The sequence below is a fragment of the Mixta intestinalis genome, assembly GCF_009914055.1.
GTDB lineage: Bacteria > Pseudomonadota > Gammaproteobacteria > Enterobacterales > Enterobacteriaceae > Mixta > Mixta intestinalis.
Map to the genome: position 1 here is coordinate 683,478 of NZ_CP028271.1, position 13,267 is coordinate 696,744.

10 protein-coding genes are annotated in these 13,267 nt (G+C 56.2%); 6 read left to right on the top strand and 4 right to left on the bottom strand.

What is annotated here, in order from left to right:
- Positions 1 to 19: 19 nt before the first annotated feature.
- Positions 20 to 1,834: a glycoside hydrolase family 15 protein gene (locus tag C7M51_RS03210; RefSeq protein ID WP_160620455.1), complete on the bottom strand. Its 1,815-nt coding sequence runs from the start codon at positions 1,832 to 1,834 to the stop codon at positions 20 to 22.
- Positions 1,835 to 1,959: 125 nt separating this feature from the next.
- On the opposite strand from C7M51_RS03210, the gene fetA reads away from it, so the two are divergent.
- Both fetA and fetB read left to right on the top strand, forming a co-directional pair.
- Entirely contained in the window at positions 1,960 to 2,613 is a 654-nt protein-coding gene (gene fetA / locus C7M51_RS03215) for an iron efflux ABC transporter ATP-binding subunit FetA (RefSeq protein ID WP_160620457.1), read from the top strand.
- Complete coding sequence (fetB, locus tag C7M51_RS03220; RefSeq protein ID WP_160620459.1) at positions 2,613 to 3,374, top strand: iron efflux ABC transporter permease subunit FetB; 762 nt, start codon at positions 2,613 to 2,615, stop codon at positions 3,372 to 3,374. The genes fetA and fetB overlap by 1 nt, the downstream gene beginning before the upstream one ends.
- Here fetB and C7M51_RS03225 read toward each other — a convergent pair.
- The gene (locus C7M51_RS03225) at positions 3,371 to 3,946 is read right to left on the bottom strand and encodes a DedA family protein (protein WP_160620461.1); all 576 of its coding nucleotides are present in this window, start codon (positions 3,944 to 3,946) and stop codon (positions 3,371 to 3,373) included. The two genes, fetB and C7M51_RS03225, sit on opposite strands and share 4 nt — an antisense overlap.
- 175 nt (positions 3,947 to 4,121) lie before the next feature.
- On the opposite strand from C7M51_RS03225, the gene C7M51_RS03230 reads away from it, so the two are divergent.
- The 3 genes from C7M51_RS03230 (at position 4,122) to C7M51_RS03240 (ending at position 8,476) form a co-directional block, all read left to right on the top strand.
- The gene (locus C7M51_RS03230) at positions 4,122 to 4,709 is read left to right on the top strand and encodes a Yip1 family protein (RefSeq protein WP_160620463.1); all 588 of its coding nucleotides are present in this window, start codon (positions 4,122 to 4,124) and stop codon (positions 4,707 to 4,709) included.
- Between the two features lie 176 nt (positions 4,710 to 4,885).
- Positions 4,886 to 5,836, top strand: a complete 951-nt coding sequence (pbpG, locus tag C7M51_RS03235; RefSeq protein ID WP_160620465.1) for a D-alanyl-D-alanine endopeptidase — start codon at positions 4,886 to 4,888, stop codon at positions 5,834 to 5,836.
- Positions 5,837 to 6,052: 216 nt separating this feature from the next.
- Complete coding sequence (locus C7M51_RS03240; protein ID WP_244323826.1) at positions 6,053 to 8,476, top strand: DUF3772 domain-containing protein; 2,424 nt, start codon at positions 6,053 to 6,055, stop codon at positions 8,474 to 8,476.
- Between the two features lie 80 nt (positions 8,477 to 8,556).
- On the opposite strand, the gene dld is transcribed toward C7M51_RS03240, so the two are convergent.
- Positions 8,557 to 10,299 (bottom strand): D-lactate dehydrogenase, encoded by a 1,743-nt coding sequence (gene dld / locus C7M51_RS03245; RefSeq protein WP_160620469.1) that lies wholly within the window; start codon positions 10,297 to 10,299, stop codon positions 8,557 to 8,559.
- A 162-nt stretch (positions 10,300 to 10,461) separates the two neighbouring features.
- On the opposite strand from dld, the gene bglX reads away from it, so the two are divergent.
- Positions 10,462 to 12,759 carry a beta-glucosidase BglX gene (gene bglX, locus C7M51_RS03250; protein WP_160620471.1) on the top strand — a complete coding sequence of 766 codons (2,298 nt, stop codon included), beginning with the start codon at positions 10,462 to 10,464 and terminating at the stop codon, positions 12,757 to 12,759.
- 80 nt (positions 12,760 to 12,839) lie between these two features.
- On the opposite strand, the gene C7M51_RS03255 is transcribed toward bglX, so the two are convergent.
- A complete protein-coding gene (locus tag C7M51_RS03255; RefSeq protein WP_160620473.1) occupies positions 12,840 to 13,037 on the bottom strand; it encodes a hypothetical protein in 198 nt (65 codons plus the stop codon).
- Between the last annotated feature and the right edge of the window lie 230 nt (positions 13,038 to 13,267).

Genomic DNA, 13,267 nt, shown 5'->3' on the forward strand with positions numbered 1-13,267 from the left:
ACAACCGCATTTTTTACCATCAGGGCTGCCACTGTGGATCTTCACCGTCCAGCTTGCGATTCAGGAAAAAAGCGGCACTGATTAACGCCAGATGGCTGAGCGCCTGGGGGAAGTTGCCCAGCGCGAAACCGTGAAAATCAAACTCCTCGGCATACAGGCCCAGTGGGTTGGCGTAGCTCAGCAGCTTTTCAAACTCAAAGTGCGCTTCTTCCACCCGTCCGGCGCGTGCCAGGCATTCTACGTACCAGAACGAGCAGGCGACGAAAGCACCTTCACGCCCCTGAAGGGCATCGGCTGGCGTCTCTTCACGATTGTAGCGCCATACCATGCCGTCGCGGACCAGCTTCTCGCTGATGGCGTCCAGCGTTGCCAGCCAGTCAGGATCGGTCGCGCCGACAAAACGCACCAGCGGCATCAGCAGCATGGAAGCGTCCAGCGAGGTGCCGTGGCGCGTAGCGGTAAAATGACCCAGCTGCGGATTCCAGAAATTTTGCCAGATATCCTCGCGGATGGCGCTACGTGCTTTGTCCCAGCGGTCAGAAGGCATCGGCAGCGAGCGTTTAATGCCGAGGCGCAGCGCGCGATCGACCGCCACCCAGCACATCAGCCGCGAGTGAAGAAAATGCTGCGGCTCACCGCGCATCTCCCAGATCCCGGCGTCTGGCTCCTGCCAGTGATCGCACAGGTAGTTGATGGTGCTGCACACGTTGCGCCAGCCGCGTTCGGAGATCGCTTCACCATACTTATTGGCAAGGTAAACCGCATCCATCAGTTCGCCGTAGATATCCAGCTGCGTTTGACGCCAGGCATCGTTACCGATACGTACCGGGCGTGAATCGTCGTAGCCGGAAAGATGCAGCAGTTCGCTTTCATGCAGTTCGGTGCCGCTATCAAGGCGATACATGACCTGAAGCCGCGCCGGATCCTGATGGCTGTTCTCCATGCAGCGCCCCACCCAGTGGGTAAAGCGTTTTGCTTCATCAACGTAGCCGAGGCGCATCAGCGCATAGACGCTAAATGAAGCGTCACGAATCCAGGAGGCGCGATAGTCCCAGTTGCGCTCGCCGCCTGCTGTTTCGGGCAAACCGAACGTGGCGGCAGCGGCAATAGAACCATGCTGCCACGACGTCAGCAGCTTCAGCGTCAGAGAAGATCGCTTTACCATCTCCTGCCAGCGCCCGCGCCAGTTGCTCTTCCGGCACCAGCTACGCCAGTAGTGCAGCGTTTCCTGAAAACAGATATCGGTTTGCAAATTGTCGAGGTGCTCATCCTGTGCGCTGCCGAAAATAAATTCCGCATGTTCTCCGGCACGCAGGCAAAAGCTGGCTACCGCCGCCTGGCGATCGAGCGACAAGGGAACGGTGGCGGTCAGGCGTAGATCGGGCTGGCCCTCGGCGCAAAACAGCGCCGCATCATTCTGTAAGCAAACCTGGGTAGCGGCGCGCGCATAGTCATGCACCGGCGCACAGCGCAGATGAAAACGCGCCTCGCCGCGCACCATTTTCAGCCGCCGGATAATGCGTGGACGGGTATCTTCCTGTTCGCAAACCGGCATGTAATCGGTGATTTCCGCCACGCCTTCGGCGGCGAGCCAGCGCGTTTGCAAAATATTGGTATCGGGCAGATAAAGCTGCTGGCGTCGGTAATCCTGCCATTCCGGTGTCAGGCTGAAAATGCCCGCCTCGTCGCTGTCGAGCAGGGCGCTGAATACCGACGGGCTGTCAAGATTGGGCCAGCAGAAATAGTCGATGGCACCATCGTCCGCCACCAGCGCGCAGGTGCGCAGATCGCCAATAACGCCATGATTATCGATAGGTCGTTTTACCTGTGCCATACGGCCCCCGGTTGCGTTGTCAGAACAGTTACTATAGACAACCGAACACAATTGGCCCCTGTTTGCTTTTCCGTTCCGTTTCCTTCCGCGTTATTATCAGCGGCAAAACTGAAAAGGAAGCGTTTATGTCCACGGAGACTCCACTGCTGGCAGTGCGCGACGTCAGCTATCGGCTGGCGGAAAAAGATCTGCTGGCCCCTCTCTCTTTTACCCTACAGGCGCAGGAATTCGCCTGGCTGGCTGGCCCCTCTGGCAGCGGTAAAACTACCCTGATGAAAATTATCGCGTCACTGCTGTCGCCGAGTGCGGGTAGCGTGCGGTTTCGCGGCGACGATATAGCCAGCCTGCCGCCGGAACGCTATCGCCGCCAGGTTTCTTACTGTTTTCAGACGCCCCAGCTGTTTGGCGAAACCGTTTACGATAACCTGGCGTTTCCCTGGCAAATTCGCCAGCAGCAGCCTGACAGAGAGGCGCTACTGGCGGATCTGGCGCGGCTGAATCTGCCGCCTGAGCTGCTGGAAAAAGCGATTGGCGGGTTGTCCGGCGGCGAACGTCAGCGGGTGGCGCTGCTACGCAATTTGCAGTTTCCGCCCGCGCTGCTGCTGCTGGATGAGGTCACCAGCGCGCTGGATGCGGATAACAAAACGTTGGTTAAGCAGCTGATTCAGCAGACCGCCCAGCGCCACGCGATGAGCGTGCTATGGATCAGCCACGACGCGCAGGAAATCGGTGACGGCGCGCGCGTTATCTCTCTTTCTCCCGGCATGGAAGCAGCATAATGAATCATCCCGCTATTGATAACAGTTCGCTGGCGCTTGCCTTTATGCTGGTACTGGTGGCGTTACTGGTCAGCCAGAAAGAAAAGCTGGGGCTACATAAAGACATTTTATGGAGCGTGTTGCGTGCTGTGGTGCAACTCACTGTTGTCGGCTACGTGCTGCACTACCTGTTTGATTTCAACAATCGCTGGCTAACGTTGTTGATGGTACTGTTTATCTGCGTGAATGCGGCGCTGAACGCCCGTAAACGCAGCAAGCGTATCGGCAATGCTTTCTGGATTTCGCTGATTGCCATCGGCTCCGGTGCCGGATTGACGTTAACCATTCTGGTACTGAGCGGCGCTATCGCTTTTGTGCCGATGCAGGTGATTCCGGTATCCGGGATGATTGCCGGTAACGCGATGGTGGCGGTCGGGCTTTGTTACACCCAGCTGAATCAGCGCTTTGCCGATAACCGCCAGAAGATTGAAGAGATGCTGAGCCTCGGCGCTTCGGTGAAACTTGCCTCCTCTGCGCTGGTGCGCGACAGCATTCGCGCCTCGATGATCCCAACGGTGGATGCGGCAAAAACCGTTGGTCTGGTCAGCCTGCCGGGAATGATGTCAGGGCTGATTTTCGCCGGTATCGATCCGATGCAGGCGATCAAATATCAGATTATGGTGACCTTTATGCTGCTTGGCACCGCGGCGTTTTCAACCATTATCGCTGCCTCGCTCGGCTACCGGCGCTTTTACAACGCACGCGCTCAGCTACGGGATTAACTTTCATGCCGCCGCGTCCAGCGGCGGAACGCCAGACGCAGCAGGACAACGAACAGCACTGCCAGCGCCAGCCACAGCAGGTGTTTCAGATGGTGATCAAGGCGGTGCAGCCAGGGTGCAACCACCTCTCCGGCAAAGTAGCCGAGCGTAACGAACACCAGCGCCCAGATAAAGGCACCAATGGCGTTGAATATCAAAAACTTAACCGGGTTGAGGCGGCTGGCACCGATAATAATCGGACCGATAAGGCGAAAGCCGTACATAAAGCGTACGCCAATAATAAACAGCACCGGATAGCGGCGAATCATGCGGTTGGCGCGCTTCAGTTTGCCCTGATGTTTTTTAAAGCGGCGCAGAATACGTGAGCCGAAGCGACGTCCAATATAAAACAGCAGCTGATCCCCTAAAAAGCCGCCGAGCATTACCGCCAGCACCACGCCGCTGTAGCGCAATAATTTTTCATGGGCGATGACGCCGCCCAGCAACGCAAAAGTTTCCCCTTCGGCAATACAGCCAATCACTACCGCCAGATAGCCATATTGCTCAATTAATTGGTTGATATCGAAATGCAAAATTTACTATCCCTTTCACTTAGCGTCAGGGTAAGTGTATACCTCGTTATCGCTGCCTTCAGGAAAAAGCGTGCCGCAAAGCAGAAGTAGAAGGTTGTTTGATGAAAAAATAAGCAGGCAAATTATACTTAAGAAAAACCGCATCGGGCGGTCAGTGACGGCGGAGGGTAAAGCAATGAACCATGTCTGGGGTCTTCTGGCGCATCCCGATCGGGAGATGCGTAATATCAGAGGGGAAAACGAAAGCGTTTCCCATCACTATACCCACCACGTGCTGCTGATGGCGGCAATTCCGGTGGTTTGCTCATTGATCGGCACCACGCAGCTCGGCTGGCATCTGGGCGGCGGGCGTACCGTGCCGCTGGATTTCACCACCGGATTGATGCTGGCGGTACTGTTCTACCTGCTGATTTTAGGTGGCGTGGCGGTAATGGGGCGGGTGATCTACTGGATGGCGCGTGACTACCCGCAGCGTCCCGGCCTGGCTCGTTGTACGGTGTTTGCGGGCTATGTCGCAACGCCGCTGTTTATCAGCGGTGTGATTGCGCTTTATCCGCTGGTCTGGCTGTGTGTGCTTGCTGGCGCGCTGGCGCTGCTCTATACCGGCTATCTGCTGTATATCGGTATACCGCAGCTGTTAAATATCGATCGCGAAGAGAGCCTGCGCTTCTCTGGTTCTACGCTGGCGATCGGTATTTTGCTGTTTGAAGTTCTGCTGGCGCTAACGGTGCTGCTGTGGGGCTATGGTTATCGGTTAGGCTAATGGCCAGGGCCGTCGCCGTGAGCGGCGGCCTGTTTACGCCCGGAAACAAAATTTCGCCAGGATTTTACCGGGTTGCCAGCGTATTATGCTGCTTGCCAGCCGCCGCACTCTCTCTTTCGCGGCGGCAGCCTGTGTTGCACACAGCGCGCAATCCTAATCCGGTAAGTTGTTAAACGATGCCCGCAAAATTTCGTTATTCATTGCTGAGTCTGGCTTTCCTTTTTTCCGCGCAGGGCCTGACCGGTCAGGTGCTGGCCGCGTCGCCGCTAAGCACATCCGCGCCGCTCTCCCAGCCGCAGATCGCTTCCGGCAGCGCGATGATCGTCGATTTAGATACCAATAAAGTGCTTTACGCCAGTCATCCCGATCGCATCAGGCCTATAGCGTCGATCACCAAGCTGATGACGGCGATGGTGGTGCTGGATGCACATCAGCCGCTGGATGAGATGCTAAATATCGATATCAGCCAGACGCCGGAAATGCGCGGCGTTTTCTCCCGCGTGCGCTTAAAAAGCACTATTAGCCGAAAAAATATGCTGCTGCTGGCGTTGATGTCCTCAGAAAACCGTGCCGCCGCCAGCCTGGCGCATCACTATCCCGGCGGCTACGACGCCTTTATCCGCGCAATGAATGCCAAAGCGCGCGCGCTGGGCATGACGCATACCCGCTACGTTGAGCCAACCGGCCTGTCGATTCATAACGTCTCTACCGCGCGCGATCTGACAAAGCTATTGATCGCCACTAAACATTATCCGCTGCTCGGACAGCTCAGCACCACCCATGAGCAGATGGCGCGATTCAGCAATCCTGACTACACGCTGCCTTTCCGCAACACCAACCATCTGGTCTATAAGCCGGACTGGAATATTCAGCTGACAAAAACCGGTTTTACCAATCAGGCGGGCCACTGCCTGGTGATGCGCACGGTGATTAAACAGCGCCCGGTAGCGCTGGTTGTGCTGGATGCCTTCGGCAAATATACCCATTTTGCCGATGCCAATCGCCTGCGTAGCTGGCTGGAAACCGGTAAATCCGCACCGGTACCGGCGGCGGCACTGGCCTATAAAAAACAAAAATCGGCGCAAACCGCCAGCAACGCCAGCCCTGCTGAAGAGGCGGTTGAATAAGATTTCCCTCCGACGCCGCGTCCGGCGGCGTCAACCCACAGTTCACGTAATGCGATGGCGTCATTCAGTAACAACTGCTTATCTTTAATACGAAAATTTGTTACCGATTTCCTATAGTGAAGCTACAGGCAAAAGCATACACTGGCGCGCGATCGCGGCAGGGCCGTGTAATGGGAAAGAATGGAACGACGTTCGATGGCAAAATGGTTACGATTGATGCGAGCGAGCCTGCTGGCGTTGCTGGCGCTGGCTCCGCTCTACCTGCATGCGGCAGACGACGGCGATGCGTCGACCGCAACGGCGGAAGACGAGACCGCTGTTAAGGTTAACGCGGCGGTTGAGCTGCCGAAGATGCAAAAAATCCTTGATAAGATTAAAGGCCAGGTTTCCGACGAAACCAATGACGCGCAGCTGTCACAGCTAAACGACATGGCGCTGGAGCTGTCGGGGAATGCTGATACGCTGGGTCAGGCGCTGATCCCGCAAAGTCAGCAGCTGATTTCCCAGCTGGCAGTGCTCGGTCCCGCACCTAAGCCGGACAGCGGCGTGAAAGAGACGCCGGAGGTGACGCGCAAACGTGCCGCGCTGGAGAATCAAAAGCAAAAGCTGGACGATCAGATCAAGCAGGCGGAAGCGATTAAAAGCGGCTCGCTGAACCTCAGCGCGCAAATCGTTAATCTGCGGCGCGATAACCTGAAAACCCAGCTGGCGCTGAACTCCGGCAGCATCTTCGGATCGCGTTTCTGGTCGCCGCTGTTTAACGTCCAGCAGCTGGATGGTGAGAAGCTGGCCAGCTTCCGCGATGAACTGGTAGATACCGCAGCGCTGGCCTGGGAACCGGGCTGGCGGGCAGGAACGTTGCTGTGGCTGGTGGCGGCGGTTTTGCTCGCCACGCTGGGACGGCGCTACGGCGAGGAGTTTCTCGCCTGGGTCAGTATCCATCAGCTGCCGGAAGGGCGGCTGCGGCGCAGTTTCCTCGCTGCGGCGATTGCGCTGACGACGCTCGTGGCGGTGGTAATGGCGTTTAGCTTTCTCGATCAGGCGCTGACCCGTCGGGCGGAAGTTTCTGACGATGTCCATGATTTTGTCGATCGTCTGGTGCAGCTGAGCGTGTTCTGCGGGTTGATCGCTGGTCTGGGGCGCGCCTTTCTCTCCACGCGGCGTCCCTCCTGGCGTCTGCCCGCTATTTCTAACGAAGTGGCAATGGCGCTGAAGCCGTTTCCTCCACTGACCGCGACGCTGGTATTTATTTTCCAGACCGTAGAAGCGCTGAACAGCAGCGTAGGCACCAGCGTCGGAACCACTATTCTGGCGAACGGTTTGACGGCGCTGCTGGTGGGCGCTACCGCGCTTTCCATTAGTTTCCGTTCCAGCCGCGTGCGGCGTCGGCTGGTGCAGGAAGGGCAGACGCCAGAGGCGAAATCAACGCTGGTTGGTCTGATTCAGATGGCGATTACGCTGGCTGGATTGGCGATTCTGCTGTCGCTGGCGGTGGGTTACGTTACCCTGGCGCGCTTCCTGAGCTATGAGCTGGTCTGGCTTGGTATCGTCTGCGGCGCATTTTATTTCCTCAGCCATTTGCTCAGCGACGGTTGCGAAACCCTGCTGTCGGTTAATAACCCCAGCGGCAAACGGATTCAAACCTCGCTGAATATCGATGCGCGTCATCTGTCGCAGGCGGCGGCGCTACTGTCGGCGCTGGGGAAAACTATCCTGCTGCTGTTCGCGGCGGTGGCGGTGCTGAACGGCACTTTCGGCACCTCAACGCCGATTGAGCTGCTGCAAAAGGCGGTAGAGTTCTGGGGCGGCAAAGGGCTGGAGACGCTGAATATCGTGCCTGCCCATCTGGTGAATGCGCTGCTCTGCCTGGTCATCGGAATTTATGTGCTGCGTTCGGTGCGCCGCTGGCTGGATAATGAATTCCTGCCGAAAACCACTATGGATACCGGGATGCGCGTCTCGCTGGTGACGCTGTTCAGCAATATCGGCTATGTGCTGGTGATTCTGCTGACGCTCTCTACCATGGGCGTACAGTGGAATAAGCTGGCATGGATTGTCAGCGCCCTGTCAGTAGGTATCGGTTTCGGCCTCCAGGAGATTGTGAAAAACTTTATCTCTGGCCTGATTCTGCTTACCGAACGTCCGGTAAAAGTGGGCGACCTGGTGAGTATCAGCGGGATTGAAGGCGATATTCGTCGTATCAACGTGCGCGCCACTGAAATCCAGCTAAGCGATAAATCAACGGTGATTGTCCCTAACTCGCAGTTAATCTCGCAGAACGTGCGCAACGCCACTATGGGTAACGCGCAGGGTGTGGTAACCATTATGCTGACCTTTCCGCTGGATATCGATCCGGTGCAGGTTCGCGAAATTCTGCTGGCGGTCTATAACGAGAACGAACGTATTCTGGAAACGCCGGAGCCTTCCGTCAGCTTTAAAGATCTGACGCCGCAGGGCATCGTGCTGAGCGTAACCGGCAACGTCGCCACGCAGCGTCAGGTCGGCAGTGCGAAGAGCGATCTGCTGTTTGATATGCTTACCCGGCTGCGTAAAGAGGGCATCGTGCTGTCGCGCCCGCAGACGATGATTATCGAGCAGAAAAATGGCGACGTGGTGGTAAAAAATCCCCAGCAGCCCTGACAGAAAACGGGCCGCGGATTAAACCGGCGGCCCGTTGTGGTTGGCAGCGCCGCCTGGCGTTGAAACCGGCGGCCTGGTTATTACTGTTCGGCGTGATGATGGCCGTCGCAGCCGCATCCGGCCCAGTTTTTCTGTTTACTGGTTTTGCCGATGCCGGGGTTAAAGCTGTTGGTAGGATCGAGCTGCTGATAGAATTTTTTCATCTGCGGCTTGGCCTCATACAGATGCCCCACATTGTGCTCTGCCGGGTATTCCGCGCCGCGCTGGTTCAGAATCGCCAGCATCTCTTCTTTCAGCGCATGTGCATCCACGCCTTTCTTCACGATATAGTCCTGATGGAAAACGTGGCACATAAAGTGGCCGTAATAGAGTCGATGCACCAGCTTATCGTCAAACTCCGGCGGCAGCTTCTCAAACCACTCGCGGTCGTTACGACGCAGCGCGATATCCAGCGCCAGAATATCCTCCACCTCATCGTGATGCACCGCGTGGTAGCGCACCGCGGCACCCGCTGCGGCGAAGCGATGCAGAAACGCTTTCGATCCTTCCTCATCGGTGCATTCGAAATAATCGCCGCCGCCTTCGCGGAAGAAATCTTTCAGGAACTGACGTGCTTCTTCCACGCCGTCGCCGGACATTTTCAGCATCAGATGATGTTCATAGCGATCGCGCCAGGTTTTCATCTTCTTCGGCAGATGCGTCGGGAAGAGGGCGCTCAGTTTTTGCATCAGCCGGTCGGTAAAATGCGCACCGAAAATCGGGAAGCGGCTCAGCATGGCATCAACGCGCCCTTTAATGGTAAATAAGCGCGGCATCTTATCGGTGCCCAATTTATCGATCATGATAAAAGTATCTTTGCCATATTTTTCGGCGATGTCATACATATCGCGGTGCATATATTCGCCCGCCACCGGCAGGTTTTTAAAATGCGCGAGGATATGACGCCGAATATCTTCCAGCGCGGCGGTGTCATTAGAGCCGATATAGAAGACCTGCTGCTTTTTCTCCGCCTCGAAGGTATCCAGGCGTACGGCGAACACCGCCAGTTTGCCCGCGCAGCCGGAAGCTTCATACAGGCGACTGGCATCGGCGTTAAAGCGCGACGGCGTATCGGCATCGACATCGCGCACGCGTTCAACATAGTTATGATCCGAGGCCTGGCGCGAATCGTAATGAACATCGCTCTCTTGCCAGCTTTCATCATCCAGCTTGCCCAGAATCTGCTCCGGCGTGGTGCCGAGATCGATACCCAGATGGTTAATCAGCTTCAGCTGGCCCTGTTCATCCACCTGCGCGTAGAGCGACATTTCGGTGTAGGCCGGGCCGCGTTTAACCAGCGCGCCGCCGGAGTTATTACAAACGCCACCGAGAATCGAAGCACCGATACAGGAGGAGCCGATAACCGAGTGCGGCTCGCGGCCCAGCGGCTTCAGCATTTTTTCCAGCTGGAAGAGGGTGCCGCCAGGGAAAGCAAGTACCTGCTTACCTTTGTCCAGTAGTTGAATACGATCCATGCGTAGAGTGCTGACAATCACAATATCGCGATCGTAATCGTTGCCGTTTGGCGTTGACCCTTCCGTCAGGCCGGTATTCGCCGCCTGCATCAGGATAATTTTATCTGCCGCGACTGCCGCCTGAAGTACGCGCCATAGCTCCAGCAACGTGCCCGGAAAAACGACCGCCAGCGCATCGCCCTGACCGGAGCGGAAACCTTTACGGTAACGTTCGGTTTTGCGGGGATCGGTCAGCAAATGGCTACCGCCAACGATACGGCGTAGTTCATTAATCAGATTTTGGCTGGAAGGGGTTTGATGAGGGTGCATATCCATTGTCCTGTTATGTAGTCGATTCTACTTTAGCAGCTCAGGCAGAAAAGCGTCTGTCCTGGAAACTACCTGCTATTCTTTTCCTGTGGCACACTGAAGCTATCCTATTGCTATACCACTATAAAACTCTTCCTGCGTTTTTGTTGAGAGCCCAATCTGATGAAATGGATTTATTCCCTGAGTCTTGCGGTTTCCCTGGCGGTACAGCCCGCCTTTGCTGACGATCTTTTTGGCCCGCATCGCCTGACGCCCGATGCGCGCGATGCTTTTGTCACCGATCTGCTGGCGAAAATGACGCTGGATGAAAAAATTGGTCAGCTGCGGCTGATCAGCGTCGGGCCGGATAACCCGAAAGAGGCGATCCGCGAGATGATTAAAAACGGTCAGGTCGGGGCGATTTTCAATACCGTTACCCGTCCCGATATCCGCGCCATGCAGGATCAGGTCATGCAGCTCAGCCGCCTGAAAATCCCGCTGTTCTTCGCCTATGACGTGGTGCACGGGCAGCGCACCATCTTCCCGATTCCGTTAGGGTTGGCCGCCAGCTGGGATCTTGATGCGGTAGCGCGCGTAGGCCGGGTATCGGCTTATGAAGCGGCAGATGATGGCCTGAATATGACCTGGGCACCGATGGTGGACGTCACGCGTGAACCGCGCTGGGGCCGTGGCTCGGAAGGCTTTGGCGAGGATACATGGCTCACCTCACAGATGGGCGCGACGATGGTGAAGGCGATGCAGGGCAAAAGCCCGGCGGATCGCTATGCGCTGATGACCAGCGTGAAACATTTCGCCCTGTACGGTGCCGTGGAAGGCGGGCGTGACTACAATACGGTGGATATGAGCCCGCAGCGCATGTTCCAGGACTATATGCCGCCTTACAAGGCCTCGCTGGATGCGGGCAGCGGCGGGGTAATGGTTTCCCTGAACTCAATCAACGGCGTACCGGCTACCGCTAACGGCTGGCTGCTCAAGGATCTGCTGCGCGACGAGTGGAAATTCAAAGGCATTACCATCAGCGATCACGGCGCGATTAAAGAGCTGATTAAACACGGCGTCGCCAGCGATCCGCAGGATGCGGTGCGGGTAGCGCTGAAGGCCGGTATCGATATGAGCATGGGCGATGAATACTACAGCAAATATCTGCCGGGACTGGTGAAGCGCGGCGTGGTATCGCAGCAGGAGATTGACGATGCGGCGCGTCACGTACTGAACGTGAAATATGATATGGGATTATTTAACGATCCCTATAGCCATCTGGGGCCGAAGGGCAGCGATCCGGTAGATACCAATGCGGAAAGTCGCCTGCATCGTGAAGATGCGCGCGACGTGGCGCGTAAAAGTATGGTGCTGCTGAAAAACCGTCTGGAAACGCTGCCGCTGAAAAAGGCCGGTACCATTGCGCTGATCGGCCCGCTGGCAGACAGCCAGCGCGATATTATGGGCAGCTGGTCGGCAGCGGGCGTAGCGAAGCAATCAGTGACGCTGTTACAGGGGATGAAAAACGCCACCGCTGGCAAGGCAACCCTGCTGTATGCCAAAGGCGCGAACGTCACCGATCATAAAGGCATTCAGGATTTCCTTAACCAGTATGAGCAGGCGGTAACCGTTGACAGCCGTACGCCGCAGCAGATGATTGATGAGGCGGTCGCCACGGCGAAGCAGGCGGATGTGGTGGTACTGGCGCTGGGCGAAGCGCAGGGTATGGCGCACGAAGCCTCCAGCCGCACCGATCTGACGCTGCCGGAAAGCCAGCAAAAATTGCTGGCGGCGCTGAAAGCCACCGGCAAACCGCTGGTGCTGGTGCTGATGAACGGGCGTGCGCTGGCGCTGACCCATGAATATCAGCAGGCGGATGCGATGCTGGAAAGCTGGTTTAGCGGCACCGAAGGAGGCAACGCCATCGCCGACGTGCTGTTTGGCGATTACAACCCATCTGGCAAGCTGCCGGTCTCCTTCCCGCGTTCGGTTGGGCAGATTCCGATCTACTACAACCATCTGCCTACCGGTCGCCCTTATAATCCGTTAAAACCGAACAAATATACTTCGCATTACTACGATGCGGTTAACGGGCCGCTGTTCCCGTTCGGTTACGGGCTGAGCTATACCACTTTCAGCGTCTCGCCGGTAAAACTCTCCTCAGCCACCATGCCGCGCAACGGCACGCTGGAGGCGAGCGTCACCGTTACCAACAGCGGCAAACGCGACGGTGCGACGGTGGTACAGCTTTACCTGAATGATGAGGTTGCCAGCGTCAGCCGTCCGGTAAAAGAACTGAAGGGCTTTAAGCGCATCATGCTCAGGGCGGGCGAATCGCAGACCGTGCGTTTCCCGATTGACGCTGAGGCGCTGACGTTCTGGAACCAGCGTATGCAGCAGGTGGTGGAGCCGGGCAAGTTTAAAGTGATGATCGGGCTTGATTCGGTCAGAACGCAGGATGCCGAATTCACTCTGTTGTAATGGTATGCGACGGTGAAACCGACCGGTTAGCGCCGGTCGGTTTTTTTGTCGGCATAAACGGCTTTTCCGTGAAGGCTACGCTATTTGCCGCCTGCCATATCGAGAAAGCTGCCGGTAACGTTAACGGCAAACAGCGAAGCGATACGCGCTGCGTCCAGCTGTTCAACAGAGGCCTGCGGTTTAAGCACGGCGGCGTTGTTTACCAGCCCGGTCAGCGTACCGAGATCGCGATCGCCGCCGGTAATCAGGGTAATTCTCTCTTTTATTAATGCCGTCAATGTATTGAATCTCTGAAGGAGAACAGGGAAGGGAAGTTTAAAAATAAATTTTAATAATTGAAAAACAATGTGGCGATGTTACGGTTATGCGTTGCATCACACTTTTGAAAAAATGAAGGCAAAAGGAGAAGTAGATAACAAAAATAATGGCTTGTAAGCAACATTGAAATAAGGTAAGGAACGTTAAAATGCAAAATAATACGGCGTTTGCTTTAAATTTATTATTATTG